Annotated in this window: 17 protein-coding genes; 11 read left to right on the forward strand and 6 right to left on the reverse strand. The window is 54.8% G+C overall.

What is annotated here, in order from left to right; genetic code table 11:
* Positions 1-16 precede the first annotated feature (16 nt).
* The 10 genes from betI (at position 17) to amn (ending at position 13,237) form a co-directional block, all read left to right on the forward strand.
* Positions 17-616: a transcriptional regulator BetI gene (gene betI / locus AADB16_RS16245; RefSeq protein WP_309044836.1), complete on the forward strand. Its 600-nt coding sequence runs from the start codon at positions 17-19 to the stop codon at positions 614-616.
* Positions 613-2,076 (forward strand): betaine-aldehyde dehydrogenase, encoded by a 1,464-nt coding sequence (gene betB, locus AADB16_RS16250; protein ID WP_410804792.1) that lies wholly within the window; start codon positions 613-615, stop codon positions 2,074-2,076. The genes betI and betB overlap by 4 nt, the downstream gene beginning before the upstream one ends.
* A gap of 63 nt (positions 2,077-2,139) precedes the next feature.
* Complete coding sequence (locus AADB16_RS16255) at positions 2,140-3,807, forward strand: choline dehydrogenase (RefSeq protein ID WP_309044838.1); 1,668 nt, start codon at positions 2,140-2,142, stop codon at positions 3,805-3,807.
* A gap of 34 nt (positions 3,808-3,841) precedes the next feature.
* Positions 3,842-4,771 (forward strand): choline ABC transporter substrate-binding protein, encoded by a 930-nt coding sequence (locus AADB16_RS16260; RefSeq protein ID WP_298449832.1) that lies wholly within the window; start codon positions 3,842-3,844, stop codon positions 4,769-4,771.
* 100 nt (positions 4,772-4,871) lie between these two features.
* Positions 4,872-5,720, forward strand: a complete 849-nt coding sequence (gene choW / locus AADB16_RS16265; RefSeq protein WP_410804795.1) for a choline ABC transporter permease subunit — start codon at positions 4,872-4,874, stop codon at positions 5,718-5,720.
* A complete protein-coding gene (choV, locus tag AADB16_RS16270) occupies positions 5,717-6,898 on the forward strand; it encodes a choline ABC transporter ATP-binding protein (RefSeq protein WP_410804797.1) in 1,182 nt (393 codons plus the stop codon). Before choW ends, choV begins: the two co-directional genes overlap by 4 nt.
* Positions 6,899-6,958: 60 nt before the next feature.
* Entirely contained in the window at positions 6,959-8,590 is a 1,632-nt protein-coding gene (locus AADB16_RS16275; protein ID WP_410804798.1) for an alkaline phosphatase, read from the forward strand.
* A gap of 239 nt (positions 8,591-8,829) precedes the next feature.
* The gene (locus tag AADB16_RS16280) at positions 8,830-10,260 is read left to right on the forward strand and encodes a diguanylate cyclase domain-containing protein (protein ID WP_410804801.1); all 1,431 of its coding nucleotides are present in this window, start codon (positions 8,830-8,832) and stop codon (positions 10,258-10,260) included.
* 95 nt (positions 10,261-10,355) lie between these two features.
* Positions 10,356-11,753: an MFS transporter gene (locus tag AADB16_RS16285; protein ID WP_410804803.1), complete on the forward strand. Its 1,398-nt coding sequence runs from the start codon at positions 10,356-10,358 to the stop codon at positions 11,751-11,753.
* 8 nt (positions 11,754-11,761) lie between these two features.
* Positions 11,762-13,237, forward strand: a complete 1,476-nt coding sequence (gene amn / locus AADB16_RS16290; RefSeq protein ID WP_410804805.1) for an AMP nucleosidase — start codon at positions 11,762-11,764, stop codon at positions 13,235-13,237.
* 15 nt (positions 13,238-13,252) lie between these two features.
* On the opposite strand, the gene AADB16_RS16295 is transcribed toward amn, so the two are convergent.
* From AADB16_RS16295 to AADB16_RS16320, 6 genes are read right to left on the reverse strand one after another with little or no spacing between them, the layout of a single operon-like run.
* Positions 13,253-13,678 carry a secondary thiamine-phosphate synthase enzyme YjbQ gene (locus AADB16_RS16295; protein WP_410804807.1) on the reverse strand — a complete coding sequence of 142 codons (426 nt, stop codon included), beginning with the start codon at positions 13,676-13,678 and terminating at the stop codon, positions 13,253-13,255.
* A gap of 15 nt (positions 13,679-13,693) precedes the next feature.
* Positions 13,694-14,758, reverse strand: a complete 1,065-nt coding sequence (locus AADB16_RS16300; protein ID WP_309044846.1) for a succinylglutamate desuccinylase/aspartoacylase family protein — start codon at positions 14,756-14,758, stop codon at positions 13,694-13,696.
* Between the two features lie 3 nt (positions 14,759-14,761).
* The gene (rimK, locus tag AADB16_RS16305; RefSeq protein ID WP_298449807.1) at positions 14,762-15,667 is read right to left on the reverse strand and encodes a 30S ribosomal protein S6--L-glutamate ligase; all 906 of its coding nucleotides are present in this window, start codon (positions 15,665-15,667) and stop codon (positions 14,762-14,764) included.
* Entirely contained in the window at positions 15,664-16,161 is a 498-nt protein-coding gene (locus AADB16_RS16310; protein WP_410804810.1) for an ATP-dependent zinc protease, read from the reverse strand. The genes rimK and AADB16_RS16310 overlap by 4 nt, the downstream gene beginning before the upstream one ends.
* Positions 16,142-17,002, reverse strand: coding sequence for a mechanosensitive ion channel family protein (locus AADB16_RS16315; protein ID WP_309044942.1), 861 nt, complete (start codon positions 17,000-17,002; stop codon positions 16,142-16,144). Before AADB16_RS16315 ends, AADB16_RS16310 begins: the two co-directional genes overlap by 20 nt.
* Positions 17,003-17,053: 51 nt before the next feature.
* Positions 17,054-17,863, reverse strand: a complete 810-nt coding sequence (locus tag AADB16_RS16320; RefSeq protein ID WP_309044848.1) for a hypothetical protein — start codon at positions 17,861-17,863, stop codon at positions 17,054-17,056.
* A 156-nt stretch (positions 17,864-18,019) separates the two neighbouring features.
* Here AADB16_RS16320 and phrB point away from each other — a divergent pair, with 156 nt between their 5' ends.
* Positions 18,020-19,426: a deoxyribodipyrimidine photo-lyase gene (phrB, locus tag AADB16_RS16325; RefSeq protein ID WP_410804812.1), complete on the forward strand. Its 1,407-nt coding sequence runs from the start codon at positions 18,020-18,022 to the stop codon at positions 19,424-19,426.
* Positions 19,427-19,442 lie beyond the last annotated feature (16 nt).

Here is a 19,442-nt window from a genome sequence, read left to right on the forward strand (position 1 = left end):
GCAGGTCACAGGGCGCATGGCACGACCGGGAATTGAGTCAATCAGGCGGCAACAGCTGATCGACGCAACATTGAGCGTTATTGAAACCCACGGTTTCCAAGGTGCAACCATAGGGAAAATTGCAGCGGCTTCGGAGTTGTCGGTGGGCATTGTGAGCCATTATTTCGGCGGCAAGCAGGGCCTGCTGGAAGCCACCATGCGATACCTGCTCTCGTGCCTGCAACAGGACGCCTCAAGATTGATGGCCAGCCGGCCCAGCAACCCTCGTGAGAGCTTGATGGCCATAGTCGACGCCAACTTCTCCGGCGTTCAGACCCACGCTCAGTCGGCTAAAACCTGGCTGGCGTTCTGGACCCAGGCCATGCACAGCCCGGAGTTGATGAGACTTCAGCGGGTGAACGAGCGCCGCCTGCTTTCGAACCTGATTTTCCATTTGCGCCAGTTGATGCCCCCTGGGCCGGCGCAAGCAACCGCGCAAACAGTCGCTGCCATGATCGACGGTTTCTGGCTGCGCGCCGCCATGAGTGAGGGCCGAATTGAACCCGACCAGGCCGTTGCCCTTTGCAAAACCTACATCGACCAAGCCATCCAGGCGAATAACGGAGCCAGCAAATGACATTGCCCGTGTACCAGTCTTTTATTAACGGCCAGCCACTGGCAAACCAGAGTGGCGAACGCTTCGACGTGGTGAACCCTGCCACTGGCAAGCTGATTTATCAGGTTGAACAGGCTGATGAATTCGTTATGCAAGCAGCGGTCAAGAGTGCCCGGGAAGGCTTCGAAGCCTGGTCTGCCATGAGCGGGCTTGAGCGCGGGCGTATTCTCAACCGGGCCGCCAACATTCTGCGTGAGCGGAATGATGAGCTGGCAAAGGTCGAGGTGCTGGATACCGGCAAACCCTGGCAGGAAGCCAGCGTGGTCGATGTGGTCACCGGCGCCGATTCTGTAGAGTATTTCGCCGGTCAGGCTTCCAGTATTACCGGCGAAAGCCAGCACCTGGGGCCGGATTTCTTCTATACCCGCCGCGAACCTCTGGGCGTATGCGCTGGCATTGGCGCGTGGAACTACCCTCTGCAGATTGCCTGCTGGAAGTCTGCCCCCGCTCTGGCGTGCGGCAACAGCATGATCTTCAAGCCATCCGAAGAAACCCCGCTGGGCGCCATCAAGCTTGCCGAGATTTACATCGAAGCCGGCGTGCCTGCTGGTGTATTCAACGTAGTGCAAGGCGATTACCGGGTGGGTCAGATGCTGACCGCCGAACCGGCCATTGCAAAAGTCTCGTTTACCGGCGAAGCGAAAACCGGCCGCACAGTGATGGCCGATTCTGCCTCGTCTCTCAAATCCGTGACCATGGAACTGGGCGGCAAATCCCCGCTGATGGTTTTTGAAGATACCAATCTGGAACAGGCGGTGTCCGCCGCCATGCTGGGCAACTTCTACACCCAGGGCGAAGTGTGCACCAACGGTACCCGCGTGTTTGTTCAACGCTCCATCTACAACGCCTTCCTTGAGGAACTGGTAAGAAGAACCGAGAACAACATCATCGCTGGCGACCCGGAACACCCAGACACCAATTTTGGCTCCCTGATCAGCGCCAAGCATCGCGACCTGGTGATGAAGTACATCGTCAGTGCCAAAGCTGAAGGGGCGCGCTTGCTCACCGGCGGCAAGACCCTGCAACCGACTGGTTTTGAAGGCGGCTATTTTGTGGCGCCCACAATCTTCGCCGACTGCACCGATGACATGACCATTGTGCGGGAAGAAATTTTCGGCCCGGTGATGTCGGTACTGCCGTTCGATACTGAAGAAGAAGTGATCCAGCGCGCCAACAACACAGACTACGGCCTGGCAGCGGCAGTGTTCACCGCAGACATTATTCGCGCGCACCGCGTTATCCATCAAATTGAAGCAGGCATTTGCTGGATCAACAGCTTTGGTGCCTCGCCGGCGGAAATGCCTGTGGGCGGTTACAAACTCTCGGGACTGGGCCGCGAGAATGGTCGCGAAACACTCGCCCATTACACCCAGATCAAATCCGTTTACGTTGGAATGGCCCCGCTTGAGTCGCCATTTTAACCCGCGCCTTCAAACCAGAGCCTCTGCGGATGACCTATCCGCCTTCGCATTAAGGAGACCGTTTTGCAGTTTGATAATGAATTTGACTATGTGATTGTCGGCACCGGCTCCGCCGGCTGCGTATTGGCGAACCGCTTGAGTGAAAGTGGAAATGACCAGGTTCTGGTTCTGGAAGCCGGGCGCCGTGACAACGGCTGGAAAATTCACATGCCCGCGGCGCTCATGTTCAACCTCATGGACGACAAGCACAACTGGTACTACCACACCGAGCCCCAGGAATACATGAACAACCGGAAGCTGTATTGGCCCAGGGGCAAGGTTTGGGGCGGCGGTTCCACCCTGAATGCCATGGTGTATATCCGTGGCCACGCCTACGACTACGACCGCTGGCACGATGAAGGTGCCAAAGGCTGGCGCTATCAGGACGTGCTGCCCTACTTCCGCAAAGCCGAAAGCCGGGAAAAAGGCGCTGACGACTACCGCGGTGGCAATGGCCCGCTGAACGTTCACACCGGCGACGAGCCCAACCCCCTGTTTGGCGCCTTTCTTGAGGCTTCCCAGCAGGCAGGCTACCCCTATACAAAAGACATGAACGGCTACCAGCAGGAAGGCGTTGGCGAGATGGACATGACTATCAAAAAAGGTCGGCGCTGGAGCGCAGCTCAAGCCTACCTGCGCCCCGCCCTGAACCGCCCGAACCTGACCGCTGAAACCGGCGCCATGACCACCCGCATTCTGTTTGAAGGCGATACCGCCGTGGGCGTGGAATACATTCAGAAAGGGAAAGCCCTTCGTGTGAAGGCCCGCAAAGAAGTCATCGTAAGCGGCGGTGCCATCAACTCGCCGCAACTATTGATGTTGTCAGGCATAGGCGCGGAAGACGAGCTGAAAGAACACAACATTCCTGTAGTGGCCGACCGCCCTGGTGTCGGCAAAAACCTTCAAGACCACCTGGAAATCTACGTTCAGCACAAATCCACCCAGCCGGTCACTTTGTACAAGTACACCACCCAGCCGGGCAAAACCCTGGCCGGCATGAAGTGGTTTATCAACAACGATTGGGGCGCCTGCCGCACCGCCCACCTGGAAGCTGGCGGCTTTATTCGTTCGGAAGCGGGCGTTCAGCACCCGGATATCCAATATCACTTCCTGCCGTCCCAGGTAATTGATCACGGCCGGAAAGACGCTGAGTGCCATGGCTATCAGGCCCACGTTGGCCCCATGCGCCCCACCAGTCGCGGATTCATTAAACTGAAATCCGCCAATCCGAGCGACCACCCGATTATTGATCCCAAACTGCTCAGCACCGAACGTGACCGCTGGGAAATGCGCCAAAGCATAAAACTGACCCGGGAAATCTTTGCCCAATCTGCGTTTGACCCTTTCCGGGGCGAAGAACTGCGCCCGGGTGCCAGCGCCACTACCGACGACGATATTGATGCGTTCGTCCGCAAATACGCGGACAGCGCCTACCACCCCTCATGCACCTGCAAAATGGGCGCAGCCGATGACCCCATGGCGGTAGTTGACGAGCAGGCACGGGTTTATGGCGTGAACAACCTTCGTGTGGTGGATGCCTCCATCATGCCCAGCATGGTAAGCGGCAACCTGAATGCACCCACCATCATGCTGGCCGAAAAATGTGCCGACCACATACGTGGCCTTGAGCCACTCGCTCCCTCACCCGCACCGGTATGGGAACACCCTGACTGGAAAAACGCACAACGCTAACGCTGTGACACAAAACCAAGAAAGGAGAGAACCAATGAAGAAACTCATGATGGCCTGTGCAGGCCTTGCGATCAGTGGCGCTGCCACCGCTGCCCCGAACGCCGCATGTGAAACCGTGCGTTTTGCAGATGTAGGCTGGACCGACATAACCGCCACTACCGCGCTGGCATCCGAAGTACTGAAAGGCATGGGGTACACCCCTACGGCAAAAGTCCTGTCTGTGCCAGTGACCTACCGCTCACTCAAAAACAAGGACATCGATGTGTTCCTGGGCAACTGGATGCCCACCATGGAAGGCGATGTCCGCCCTTACCTGGAAAGCGGTGATGTAGAAACCGTGATCACCAACCTGGAAGGCGCCAAATACACACTGGCGGTTCCCCAGTATGTTTACGATGCAGGCGTTACCAGCTTTGCCGACATCGCCAAGCACTCCGACGAGTTTGATGGCCGCATCTACGGCATCGAGCCGGGCAACGACGGCAACCGTCTGATCCAACAGATGGTAGACGAAGATGCCTTCGGCCTGGGCGATTTCCGTGTGGTCGAGTCCAGTGAAGCGGGCATGCTGTCACAGGTAAGCCGCGCAACCCGTCGCAACAACTGGGTTGTTTTTCTGGCTTGGGAACCGCACCCGATGAACGCTAACCATGAGCTGGCGTATCTTGAAGGTGGCGACGACTTCTTCGGCCCCAACTACGGTGGCGCAACCGTGCACACCAACGTTCGCAAGAACTACACCAGCGAGTGCCCGAACGTTGGCAAGCTGCTGAACAACCTCACCTTCTCCCTGACCATGGAGAACGAAGTGATGGGCGCCATCCTGAATGACGGCGAAGAGCCAAACGATGCTGCAAAGGCATGGCTGGCCAGCAACCCCGAGGTACTCAACGCCTGGCTTGAAGGCGTGACCACCCTTGACGGCAAAGAAGCTCTGCCCGCCGTTAAAGCATCCCTTAAATAACCTCTAGTGCCCGGGGGCAACCCCGGGCACCTGCCATGCACTGCCTGATTCACTCATTTTCCGTGCCGGCCCTGGCCCGCACCCAAAAAGACATAAAACCATGAACTGGATAACTGAGCATCAACTACCCTTCGGCGACTTCATGGAAGCCATTGTTGATTTTCTGGTGATCAATTTCAGCGGCTTTTTCGATGCCGTTTCCGAAACTCTCAGAAGCATGATTCATGGCCTGACCGACGCGCTTCTCTGGGTTCCACCTCTTGCATTGGTAGCCCTGTTTACTGCGGCCGCCCACATTCGTCACCGCCGCTGGGGGCTCACGGCCTTCACCGCTGTCAGCTTTCTGTTAATTCTGAATATCGGCTATTGGGAAGACACCATGGCCACATTGTCACTGGTGCTTTACGCAACTGTGCTGTGCATTCTGATTGGCATTCCCCTGGGCATATACGCGGCCCACAGCACCTGGCTTTACCGGTTTCTGCAGCCGGTGCTGGATCTTATGCAAACCATTCCACCGTTTGTGTACCTGATCCCCACCCTCACACTGTTTGGCCTGGGCGTGGTACCCGGTGTTATCTCCACCGTGATTTTTGCCATCGCCGCCCCCGTAAGGCTGACCTATCTGGGCGTTTCCCAGGTACCTACCGAGCTGGTTGAAGCCGGTAAATCCTTCGGCTGCACCAACCGCCAACTGCTATTCAAAGTAGAACTGCCCGCGGCCATGAGCTCCATTGGTGCCGGTATCACCCAGTGCATCATGTTATCGCTCTCCATGGTTGTTATTGCCGCGCTGGTCGGTGCTGATGGCTTGGGTGTCCCGGTTGTACGCGCCCTGAACACCGTCGACATAGGCAAGGGCTTTGAAGCCGGCCTCGCCATTGTATTACTGGCCATCTGGATGGACCGTTTTTTCCGCCAGAAAGGCGCTGCGGAGACCTCAGCATGATTGAAATCGATAACGTTAACGTTGTGTTCGGCAAGCAACCCCAACGAGCCTTGCCACTGATTGAACAGGGCCTGGAACGCGCCGAGATTCGTGATCAGACCGGTTTGGTGGTGGGCGTACAGAATGCCAACCTGAGTGTGAAAAAAGGCGAAATCTGCGTGCTGATGGGGCTCTCGGGTTCCGGAAAGTCGAGCCTGCTGCGCTGTATAAACGGCTTAAACGAGGTCACCAGCGGTGCCATTCGCATCAAGCACGACAACGACATGGTGGACTTCACCCAGGCCAGCGAAAAGCTACAGCGAGACATACGCACGCGCCACATTTCCATGGTATTCCAGAGCTTCGCCCTTATGCCCTGGCTGACCGTGGAAGACAACGTGGCTTTCGGCCTTGAGTTGCAAGGCCTTGGCAAAGCCGAGCGCCGCAAGAAAGTGGCCCGCCAACTGGAACTGGTTGGCCTTTCAGGCTGGGCCAATCGCCGGCCTGATGAACTCTCCGGCGGCATGCGCCAGCGAGTGGGCCTGGCACGGGCACTGGCCACAGAATCTGAAATACTGCTGATGGACGAGCCGTTCTCTGCCCTTGACCCGCTAATCCGCCATCAGCTTCAGGACGAACTGCTGACCCTGCAGGAAGAGCTGCAAAAGACCATCGTTTTCGTGAGCCACGACCTGGACGAAGCCCTGAAGCTGGGCTCCCACATCGCCATCATGAAAGACGGCCAGATAGTGCAGCACGGCAAGCCGGAATCCATCGTGCTGGAACCTGCGAACGATTACGTGAAAAGCTTCGTTGCCAGCACCAACCCGCTGAACGTTCTGGCGGCACGCTCCCTGGCACTGCCCATTGGCCAGATACAGGAAGACTCCAGAGGCAACCGCTGCCTCAACAAGCGCTACGACACCTGGCTACACACACCGGATGTGGCAGAAAAAGCCGTAGTCACCAGTGGCGGCCAAACCTTCCAGACCCAAGCCTGGCAGGAAGGCCAAGCCATCGAAAGCCTGGCCAAACAACCCACCCGCATCGCCCCGAATACACCTCTGCGGGATGCCGTAGAGATTCGATATTTCACCGGCCATAGCCTGCTGGTGGAAGAAAGCGGCCAGATTACCGGCGCCATAGGCGACCGGGAGCTTTACCACGCCATGCTGGGCAAGCATCTGGACGACAGCTAGGCGAGCTTTATCGCCGGTCAATAATCATAAAACGACTAACCTTTTTAAAAAAGGACATCTATGAATATCCGAAACATCACGGCGGGTGCGGGGCTGCTTGCTTCATCCCTCCTGCTGGCAGCCTGTGCCCCCTTGCAAACAGACTCTCAAGCCGCATTGGCTGAGCCTGAAAAAGCCAAAAACGTCATCATGATTATTGGCGACGGCATGGGCCCGCAACAAATTGGCCTGCTGCTAGCTTATGCCAAGCAAGCGCCCAACTCGGTCATCACCGGCGGCATCACTGCCTTTGACCGTATTGCCGAAAACGGCCCCATGGGCATCTCCATGACCCACGCCAATGACAACCTGGTTGTTGACTCCGCGGCCTCTGCCACCCAACTGGCCACCGGCAAACTCGCTGGCGCCGAAATGATTGGCGCAGACAAAGACGGCAACACAGCGGAAAGCATTCTGGAGAAAGCGAAAAAGCTGGGCAAATCCACCGGCCTGGTGTCTGACACCCGCATCACCCACGCCACACCCGCCGGTTTTGCGGCCCACCAGAGCCACCGCAGCCTGGAAAATGACATTGCCGTGGACCTGCTGAATAACAACGTAGACGTGATGTTGTCTGGTGGCCTGCGCTACTGGATTCCAGCGTCCGCCAATGATGAGCAATCCGCTGCGCGCCTGGAACTGGAAGCATTGACGGAAGGCTCCGTGCGCATCAAATCCAAGCGCAAGGACGACCGCAATCTGATTGCCGAAGCGCAGCAACAAAACTACGACCTGGCGTTCAATCTTGATCAGATGAACCAGGCAGATGGCAAAATGCTCGGTTTATTTGCCTATTCCTCATTGCCTAACGCCATTGTTGAGAACCAGACCAAAAACGACCCGAACCGCACCATTCCCACATTGAAAGAAATGTCGGAAAAAGCCATCGGCTCGCTGTCACAGAACGAAAAGGGCTTCTTCCTGATGATTGAAGCCGGCCAGATTGACTGGGCAGGCCATTACAACGACACAGGTACCATGCTGCATGAAATGCTGCGCATGAACGAAACCCTGAACTACGTACTGGACTGGGCAGAAGGCCGGGATGACACGCTGGTTGTTGTCACCGCTGACCACGAAACCGGCGGCTTCGGCTTCAGCTACTCCGCCAACGACCTGCCCCACGGCCGTGACCTGCCGGGCGATGTGTTCAAGGAACAGCAGTTCAAGCCTGGCTTCAACTTTGGTGATGTTTCTACTCTGGACAAACTCTATGAGCAGAAGTCTTCCTACGGTGACATCTTCTACAGCCAGTTCGACAGCCTGAGCGAAGACGAGCAAACCCCCGTTAACCTGGCGCGCATTGTTAACGCTGAAACCAGCTTTGACATCACCGAAGAGCAGGCAGCACGGGTACTGGCCACAGAAGACAACCCCTTCTACACCGAAGGCCACTCGTACCTGAGCACCAAAACCGTACCAAAAATGGACGTAAACGGTGCCTTCTTCGTGTACCAGACAGACGACAACCGCCAGAACCTGCTGGCCCGCGAAGTTGCTGAACAGCAGAATGTAGTCTGGTCTACAGGTACTCACACCAACACTCCGGTGCTGGTCTTCACCCAGGGGCCAGCTAAAGTGGCGGGGCCTTTTGGCAAGATTCTGCACCATACGGATATTGGTCAGTTTGCCATGGAGGCGATGGAGGACTAGCTGGCGAATCCAAAACGCCGACCCCGCAATCGTGCTGGGTCGGTATCCTACTGAAAAACCCTCTACCTACCTCGTCCGCAGTGGACATTGCACCAAAGGTTCAGCCTTGGGGTACCGTTTTATACCGGGTTAACTTATGCTTCTCAAAAGCATTGAAATTGAGGCCTTGGATGTTTTCAGCTTTCGCAAGTGCAGGCAGAAAATAAAAATCCTGAAAATCGGTGTGATCCGGAGCGTTCATGGATGTTTCGTCGGACAGAACAAACATTCCCTTTAGGCCGACAGGGGCGAGGCTGCACTTCCGAAACGCACTGTTTTTTATTTTTTCTTTTTGGTTCCTGAACCAGATCGCTTACCTCTTCGAGGTTGCCGAAGGCATTAGCGTCTTTTACCCGCCCTCCGGGTTTGCGATGCTGCTGATTTATCTTTTCGGAGCAAAATACCTACCTGTTTTTCTTGTTGCGATAATATTGGGCGGTCTTCCACAGCGGGATGTTTTTAACTACAACCTGGAAATGCTAGCTCCCGACCTGAGAATGTTTCTTATTTACGGCGTCGCCGGTCTAATACTAAAAAAACTAAACCCTGAAAAACATACAGTTAGCGCAAAATTCTACTATACACTGATATTCATAATCACTGCGCTTCTAGCTTCTGCCGTTTTTGTTATGGGCTCCAGTACTATAGGTAGTACGTTCAGTTCGTCATGGCGCGAGCAGGTTCCCCTGTTTTTTATCGGGAATCTAACCGGCGCACTGACCGCACTTCCGATATTTATATTTTTCCTTCATGTTAGATCCTGCGGATGGAACAATGTAAAGCTCACCATTCATCGAGATATTCTGAAGCCCGACAAGTTAGTTGCGTTCCTCATCATAATATTACTATCATTTTTGGTTTTATCTCTTGGCAAGTTCAGCGAGAACTACTCAAGCTACTACTACGTGATTCTGATCCCCATTATCTGGACCTCTGTTAAATGGGGATTAGGCATTGGATTGATGTATGCGTTTATTGGAAACCTGTTAACACTTTCCTTTTACGTTCTATTTGGCTACTCATTCTATGGAATGCTAGAAGTTCAGTTGATCTTCGCCATGTCGATAATTTCTACTGTGCTGATTGGGCTGGTACACGAGCAAAAGGATATTTTTTATGAAGAGTCCATTTATGATGAGCTAACAGGGCTCGCAAACATGAGACTGTTCAAAAAATTAAGTGCCTCCATGATCGCCAATGCAGAAAGAAATACAGAAACAATCGCGCTGTTGTTTGTCGATATTGATGGATTCAAAGCTATTAACGACACATTTGGCCATAGAGCCGGCGATCAAGCGCTTGAGAAGATTGGTGAACTATTGAAGAACAGCCTTAGGGATGCGGATTTTGTGGCGCGCTATGGCGGTGATGAATTCATCATCCAGTTGAATGGTGGAATCTCCGAAAAAGACGCAGGGGCAGTTGCCTCAAGTATCATCAAAAATATGTCTAAACCCTTTCAGTTCGATAACGGCGCAGCCACCATAGGGGCGAGCATTGGCATTGCTATCTATCCCAAAGATGGAGCAAATGTAGACACCTTGATCAGCAAGGCAGACAAAGCCATGTATGCGGCCAAAAAGAGCGGGAAAAACTGCTTCCGGCTATACAGCCAACCATCATTTCAGTAACCAGGGAGCCCTTCAGGATCACAAGTTCGCTGCAAAACACCACCCCCGACACCAGCAAAGACCCTCTCCGCTGGCGCATTCTTATCGTGCTGCTCATGGCGATTTTTATGTCGCTCATGGGCGTGAGTGTGATCAACGTAGCCTTGCCCTCAATCCAGCACGCTTTGGCTGCCAGTCAGTCTGATATCCAGTGGGTGCTCTCTGGTTATGCGCTCACTTTCGGCGTGGTGCTGGTCAGCGCCGGGCGTGCCGGGGATCTCATGGGGCGCGGCGGCTTTTTTATTCTGGGCGTTACCATTTTCACCCTCGCCTCTGTTGCCGCCGGGCTCACACCGGATGCGGACTGGCTGAATACGGCTCGCTTTGTTCAGGGGGTCGGTTCTGGATTATTGAACCCCCAGGGCATGGGCATGATCCAGCAGTATTTTCAGGGCCCGGATCGCGCCCGCGCCTTTGGCTTTTTCGGCACCACAGTGGGGGTTTCTGTCGCAATCGGGCCTGTTTTGGGTGGGCTGTTGATTCAATTGGGTGGCGCAGATATAGGCTGGCGGCTCACGTTTCTTATTAATGTGCCCATCGGCTTGCTAACCCTGGTGTTGGCGTTCCTCTGGTTTCCCCGCCCGTTAATACACAAACCCAAACAACAAGCCGACAAGGGTCTCGGTTCTCTTGACCCAGTGGGCGCTTTATTGTTGGGCCTGGGGGTGTTAGCCGTGCTCTATCCTTTTGTTGAATCTGGCTCGTCTGATATGGTTTGGCTGTTGCTTCCAACAGGCCTGTTGCTGTTTTACCTCTGGGTTCAATGGGAGCGGTGGTATACCCGGCGTGGCTATAGCCCTATGGTGGATCTGACCATTTTCGCCATATCCAGCTACCGTAATGGCAGTGTCATCATGTTTCTATATTTTCTTGGGATGACCAGTGTTTGGGTTCTGGTGCCCGTGTACGCTCAGCAAGGCGTTGGGTTTTCGGCTTTTGAAGCGGCGATGATCGGCGTCCCTTCAGCATTGCTGTCTGCCTGGTCCGCCAACTGGGCTGGTAAGCGCGTCAATCAGCACGGCCGCAAGGTTGTCATCGGGGGCTTGATGTTGGCGGTATTCGGTTTGCTGTCCAGCATTGCCGTGGTGCAGTTGCACCAGCACACAGGCTTGAGTCTATGGTGGTTGCTGTTATCTCTGGCCTTTTTTGGCCTTGGCCATGGGTCAGTGATCAGCCCCAACCAGGCACTTACACTGGCTGAGGTGCCACTGACCTACGCAGGTAGCTCCGGTGCCATTATGCAAACCGGCCAGCGCATTGGCACATCTGTTGGCATTGCCATGATCACAGCCGTTGTGTTCGCCGTAACAGCTCAGAGCTCCTGGCACACAGCAGTGAGCCTTGGGTTCCTGACGATCATGCTGGTCATTCTGTTAGCATTATTCATGGCCTTTAAAGACCTGCGGGCCCGACGTACGCAGAAAGCTGCCATAACAACAGCAAAACAACTCTGAGGCATGTCGTGACACTATCCAGTGATGATAATTATATTGTAGTAACCACGCCTGAAGCGGCCGTTGACCGGCTAGCCGTCCTTTACGAAGAAGCTACCAGCTCACTGCGTGCAGCGCTAAAGCAGTACCTTGTTGATCGCCAATTACCAACGAACGCCCACTCCGCATTTCGCTACCCCGAGCTGCGCCTGACTTATCGGGTCCTGGGGGAAATACCAAGTAGTATACGCGCCTATGCGCGCCTTCAGGACCCGGGCGTTTACAGCATTACCGTCACCCAGCCAGCATCCTTCCGACGCTATCTGGAAAGCCAGCTAAAACTCCTCATGAGGGATTTCACGGTTGCCGTGGAAGTAGGCACAAGCCAGGTCAACATTCCATACCCCTATGTGGTTGAGCAGGGCGACGAACTCGGTGCTTCCGGCGTTACGGCCCGCGAGCTTTCACAGGTATTCCCCAGCACGGACCTTTCTGCCACCGATGATGGCACCGCCGATGGCCTTTACGACTGGCAAGAACTTGAAGAGATGCCGCTGTCTCTATTCGATGCATCGCGCACCGATTTCTCACTGCGCAGGCTGGTGCATTACACCGGTAGTGATTGGAAACATGTACAGCCATGGATATTGCTGACGAACTACCACCGGTATGTGGATCAGTTTATTCGCCACGGCCTGGATATGTTGCAAGGCAGCTCCCGTTTTCAGAGCATGGTTTTACCCGGCGATGTGGTGATTGAGCGAGGGATGTGCGAAGAGGAAATGCAAACACTGGTGGACTCTGTGGTCTGGCACAGATTCCAGATGCCAGCCTACCACCTGAAGGCCAAGGAGCAAGGCCAGGGTATTACACTGGTCAACATCGGCGTGGGGCCTTCCAACGCCAAAAACATCACCGACCACCTTGCAGTATTGCGGCCCCACTGCTGGCTGATGATCGGTCACTGCGGCGGGCTGCGGCAATCCCAGGTAATCGGCGATTATGTGCTTGCCCATGCTTACATGCGCCGCGACGGTATTCTGGACAAGGTGTTGCCGCCAAATATCCCACTGCCGGCACTGGCCGAGGTACAACAGGTGCTGCAGCAGGCTGCTGCGGAGATTACCGGCGACGAGGGCGATACGCTCCGGCGGCGACTGCGTACCGGCACTGTATTGACCTACGATGATCGCAATTGGGAACTACGCTGGGCACAGGAACGCTCGCAAATTAATCTGGCCCGCGCCATCGCAGTAGATATGGAGAGTGGCACCATCGCCGCGCAGGGGTATCGGTTTCGCGTACCTTATGGCACCTTGCTATGTGTCAGTGACAAACCCCTGCACAGCGAGATCAAGTTACCCGGGGCGGCAGGGGCGTTTTACGAAAGCGCGGTTACCCAGCATTTGCATATCGGCATCCGCGCGCTGGAACTGATGCGAAGTGAGCGCTACACCTTACACTCGCGCAAACTGCGTAGCTTTGATGAGCCGCCGTTCCGGTGATTATAGCGGGCGCGGCTACCACCTCCCCTGCAACGTAGCCACAATCCGCCGACCATCGGCATTGTCTCTATGTTCACAGAGGTACAAGCCCTGCCAAGTGCCTAGCGCAAGCCGGCCATGGTTTACTGGCAGGGTGAGTGATGGGCCAATAAGGATATTCTTGATGTGGGCCGGCATGTCGTCCGGCCCTTCTAGTACGTGCTCGTAGTGTGGCGCTCTCTCGGGCACCATCACGTTGAAATGGCGTTCGAGATCACCGCGTACGTCTGGGTCAGCATTCTCATTTACCGCCAGCGACGCCGAGGTGTGCTGAATAAACAGGTGCAGCAGCCCCACTTCGCAATTGGTCATTTCCGGCGCCTGAGCGAGAAGTTCATTGGTTACCAGATGAAAACCCCTTGGCAAGGGTGCAAGGTCAACGAATGTCTGATCCCAGATCATGGCGGCTCCTGTGGCTTATTTTTGAAGTTCATCCCAAGGATGCATGGGCACAACGGCTTCGCTCACCTCTGTTTCAAAGGAGCTGCGAAAGTAATCCATGGCTTTTTCTGCTTCGTTAAGCTCATCGAATCGAGCTATGTGGTAGATGGCTTCGCCTTCGTTAACCAGCGGCAGATTATTCACGCAGATAACAATTCCCGAGCAAGGTGACATAATCGCCGTTTCGGATTCGCCGAAAGGATCTGCCACCATGGCCAGCTTTTGGCCTTTGCGTACCTTCTGCCCAAGTTTGGCAACCGGCCGCATGATGCCATCAATCTCTGCCCTCACCCACTGGGAGTTAGCTGCAATTTCAGAACGCTTTTTCGATGTTGCGCGTCCCTTCCGTGGCGGAACCATTTCCAGCTCGCGCATCACTCGCATTACGCCTTTTACGCCACTGCCGATAACCACGTCGTCAAAGCGCAACGCCTCACCACCTTCGTAGGTGATGACAGGTATGTCCAGCGAATCAGCGTAGGCACGCAGACTGCCTTCCCGCAGGCCTGCATTAATAATCACCGGCGCTGCAAAGGCTTCGGCCATGCGTGCAGTTTCAGGGTTTTTCAGCTCGGCCCGCACCTGCGGCAGGTTGAACCGGTGAATAGCGCCCGTGTGCAAATCGATGATGTGCGTTACATGCTCCATAATCTGGGTGCGCAGAAGGTAAGCAATACGGCCACCCAGAGAGCCTCTTTCGTTGCCGGGAAAACAGCGGTTCAGGTCGCGCCTGTCAGGCAGATAGCGCGTGCGGTGCACAAATCCAAAAATATTCACGATGGGCACCGCTATCAAGGTACCCCTCAGATTACGAAGCGCTGAATTGGTGAGCACTCGGCGCACAATTTCCACACCCGCGATTTCATCACCGTGTATGGCGCCACACACCATCAGCACAGGGCCATCGCGGCGCCCGTGCACGATTTCCACCGGTATATGCAGCGGCGTGTGGGTATACAGCTTCGCAATTGGAATTTCTACTTGTTGCCGGGTACCAGGTTTTACTTGCACTCCAGCCATCTCAAAGGGCGCGCGCGCCATCGATTATCCTCTGCCTTTGGTTTTGGTGCGCCAGGGCGCGTGATTTTTTTCAATCCAGTTCAAAATCATACCCGCGACGTTCTTGCCGGTGGCGTTCTCTATGCCTTCCAATCCCGGCGAGGAGTTAACTTCCATCACCAGCGGCCCACGGCTCGAGCGCAACAAATCCACCCCCGCCACGTTCAGACCCATGGCTTTTGCTGCCGTAATGGCCGTTTTGCGCTCTTCCGGCGTGATACGAACCAGTGAGGCGCTACCGCCACGGTGCAAATTGGAACGGAACTCGCCCTCGGCACCCTGTCGCTTCATAGCAGCGATGACTTTATCGCCAATCACGAAGCAGCGAATATCTGCACCGCCGGCTTCTTTGATGAATTCTTGCACAAGAATGTCGGCTTTGAGGCCCATGAATGCTTCAATCACGCTTTCTGCCGCTGTGCGGGTTTCCGCCAGCACAACACCAATACCCTGGGTGCCTTGCAAAAGCTTGATCACCACGGGCGCACCGCCCACCATTTTAAGCAACTCAGGCACGTTATCCGGCTTGTTGGCAAAGCCGGTTACCGGCATGCCCACGCCTTTACGAGCAAGTAGCTGCAGGGAGCGCAGCTTATCCCTTGAACGAGTGATGGCAACAGACTCGTTTACCGGGAAGGTTCCCATCATTTCAAACTGGCGTAGAACCGCTGTGCCGTAGAAAGTAACGGACGCCCCAATACGGGGAATGATCACGTCGAAATTTTCCAGAACTTCCTCGTGATAATGAATTTTCGGGTTGGCGGATGTGATGTTCATGGAGCAGTGCAGGCAATCAATCACCTTCACTTCATGACCACGATTGACCCCTTCTTCCACCAAACGACGGGTTGAATACAAATGCCGGTTACGGGACAGAACTGCAATTTTCATTTTTTAGGCCTTAAAGCCGGTTCCCCGGCAAGATAGGAAGCTTCGGGATATATTATGGATCGACCCTCCATCGCGGTGCGCCCAATCAGCATACGAAACCGCATGCTATCGCGGTTCGTGAGCGTCATCTCAACGGGCCAACTTTGGCCGCCAATCACCAATGTGGTTTCAATCACCAGTCGCAACTCTGTGTGGCCGCCGGAATCCGTTACTTCACGCTCATCAAGCACACGAGCATCGCACTCCACAACCTGGTGCATATCGTTCTGAACCGGGTGAACCCAGAACCGAACTCGGCGCTCACCATCCTGTGTGTAGGGCTCCGTCCGAAAAGTATGCAAGCACGAGGTGCGCGCCCCGGAATCCACTTTTGCTTTGATGCGGTTAATATCCAGATCAGGTAGCGCCGCCCATTCTCGCCAGCCCAGGCTGATTTTATTTTCAGCAGGTATCGGCTCCACGGTCTTGAGGGCTTCAACTGTCTTTTTGGACATCCAACTCTTCCTTTTCAGTGACTTTTTCAGGCGCCATCAATTGCACCCGGAACGGCTCGGAGTGGCTGCCAGCATAAATACTGGTATGGGGGAACGGTATCTCAATGTCCGCCTTATCCAGAGCTTTCTTTACAGCAACGAGCATACCGCTTTTGCCTTCCAACACCTTGTCTTTCGGTACCCAGAAGGAGAACTGCAAATCCACCGATGAAGGGCCAAATGCTGTAACCAGCACAAATGCTTTGGGCTCTTCCAGGCAGGCAGGGTTCTTTTCAGCCAGTTCCAACAGTAGTTTTTCCACCTTCTCTGCATCTTCAGCATAGGCAATACCCACCTGAAGGTCGATTCTGCGAATAGGAAAGCGCGAGCGGTTAACAACCGGGGTCTTGATCAGGGTTTCGTTGGGAATGCGTACATAGAGGTTATCCCTGGTGCGCAGCTTCACACTGAGCATGTCGATACCCACCACTTCACCCGTAGTTTTCTCCACTTCAATGACATCGCCAATTTCAAAGGGCTTTTCCACAAGCAGGAATAACCCGCTGATCATGTTTGATGCGGACGTCTGTGACGCAAAACCAATGGCCACCGTCAGAATACCGGCCGCACCCAACACCACGTCCAGCGAAAACCCGGCTTCCCGGAGCGCAGCCACACCAAACAATAGAAAGATGACGTAAAATACCAACCGTCGAATCATAACCGTGTGGTGTCTGGAACTGCGCTTGGACATCACGCGAGACACACTCCGCGCCGCCAATGATGCCAGAACAATACCTAACACCAATATAAAGCCGGAACTAATCCACTGCCCCCATGCTATGTCGGTAAACATCTGCATTGCACCCGCCTTCAGCTCTTCAGCCACAATAATTAACCTGCAAAAAAGGCATCAGCCAAACACCCGGTCGAACGCTCGTACAAAGCGCCCCTTGGCCGCTTTCACACGGGCCGGAGCCACCTGCTCACAGGGGCCCGCCGCAACGAGCAAGCTCTGATCCACGTGCAAGCTGGCTGAATTCATATCGGTTTCGACCTCAACAACCACACCCGGTGTCCAAAGCTGTCCGCGCTCATTCTGGTGCAGTGACAACAACGGCGTGGGCAGGCTGAAGCGATCCAATAGCAATGGTTCCGCCCGTCGATTGATAATGGTGACCGGCGTTACTGCGCGCCAGGGTCGCTTGGGAACCGCCTCCAATACCAAACGTGCAAAACTGGAAGATGAATAGCACAACTCACCTTCCATGGTATTGCGGCCCACCCAGGTAAGAGAAGGGGCTGCCAGCGGAACCTCGGTCAGAACGGTCTGTTTGGCCCCGGCACACACCTTCATCCACACAACCGTTCCCACATAAATTGTGCAACGACCACCTGCCGGAATGGTCAACGGCTGGAACGGGCGGATTACCGTGGGAAGGTTAGCCACCGCCGGTATAAAGGTTACCGTTGGCGAATCCCCATCCCGGATAAAGCGTTCCAGGGAAACACTTGTCAGTGGTAGCTTATGCCCTATAGATTCCGTCCAGCTCACGGGGTCTGTTTCAGGCTCCCGCGTTACGGAGCGAACCTGCCATTCATTATCCAGCAGGGTTACCCACAGCCGCACATGCCCAAGCTTGTGGTACTGGGTTTGGCCAGACAAAAGTTCATACGGCTGCGCCCAAATGCCATCGCGCCAGCTTTCGGTTTCATTCTCCATAATCGCTGCTAATCTCCCACGAATACGGCCACTAAAGTTGTGACGACTATAATCCAATCAGGGGTCTTGGGCGAATATCTAACCAGGTGATTTTATTGCCTCCGTGCGATGTAATTACCCCTACACTAAATGCTGGAACACGACACGGAATAGCCAATGACACAACTGGTATGGTTCAGGAATGACCTCCGAATCGCAGACAACCCCGCCCTTACCTCTGCTTGTAAAGCGGAAGGTCATCCAAACGTTCGCGCCTGCTACATCCTGACACCCGCGCAATGGCAGGAACACGACTGGTCACCGGCACGGGTACAGTTTGTTGTCGCCCATGCCAATGCTCTGGCTGAGGAACTGGGAAAGCTGGGTATACCGCTTTGCTTTATTCATGCCGATCAGTTCACTGACAGTATTACCGCGCTGGAGAATCATTGCCGTGAACATGGCGTACGCCAACTCCACTTCAATGAAGAGTATGGCATCAACGAGCGCAAGCGCGACAAAGCAGTGAAGCACCGTTTTGACGAATTGGGCATCATAACCCGCAAGTACCGCGACCAGACCGTGGCGCCGGTGGGCGAAATACTAACCGGCCAGGGTGAGCCTTATTCCGTCTTCACCCCCTTCTCCCGCCGCTGGCGCACCTGGATTGATGACAACCAGCCAGGGCTATACCCGATTCCTGCAGCTCTGGGCGAAGCTATTGAGCCGGAACGCATCTCACGCATTCCTGATGGTTTTGAAAACGCTCCGCCAGCACTGGTGGAAACCGGAGAGGATGCTGCCCACTCACAACTGGAAGGTTTCCTCAACGAAAACGGCGGTGCCTACAAAGAGCAACGAGACTTCCCCGCTCTTGACGGCACCAGCCAGCTCTCCCCTTACCTGGCTAACGGCGTACTCTCCGGCCGCCAGTGCCTGTTCGCAGCAAAACAAGCACAAGGTATGGGAGGCAATCAGGAAGGGTTCCTGACCTGGATAAACGAAATCGCCTGGCGGGATTTCTATATCCATACTTTGTACCACTGCCCCCGAGTGAGCATGCATCGCGCCTTTAAACCAGAAACCGAAGCGCTAAAATGGAACGACCCAGGCGAACACTTCGAAGCATGGAAATCCGGCAACACCGGCATTCCCCTGGTTGACGCCGCCATGCGCCAACTCAATCAGACCGGATGGATGCACAACCGGTTGCGTATGGTTACGGCAATGTTTCTGACCAAAAATTTGTTTATCGACTGGCGACTGGGCGAGGCCTACTTCATGTCGAAACTAGTTGATGGCTTCCTCGCCTCCAACAACGGCGGCTGGCAATGGAGTGCATCCACTGGCACAGACTCAGCACCTTACTTCCGGGTGTTCAATCCAGTTACGCAGAGTGAGCGTTTTGATCCGAAAGGTGAGTTCATCCGCGAGTGGGTGCCTGAGTTGGCAAAGCTGGATAACAAACGCATCCACGATCCTTCAAAAGGTGGAGTAATACCGGGCGGATACCCAAGGCCAATTGTTGATCTGAAAGAGAGTAGAAAAGAGGCAATAGCGAAGTTTCAGGCGCTGAAAGACTAGACCAGAAAGCCATTGT

Source organism: Marinobacter sp. KMM 10035, assembly GCF_046537445.1.
In the GTDB taxonomy this organism is placed as follows: domain Bacteria; phylum Pseudomonadota; class Gammaproteobacteria; order Pseudomonadales; family Oleiphilaceae; genus Marinobacter; species Marinobacter sediminicola.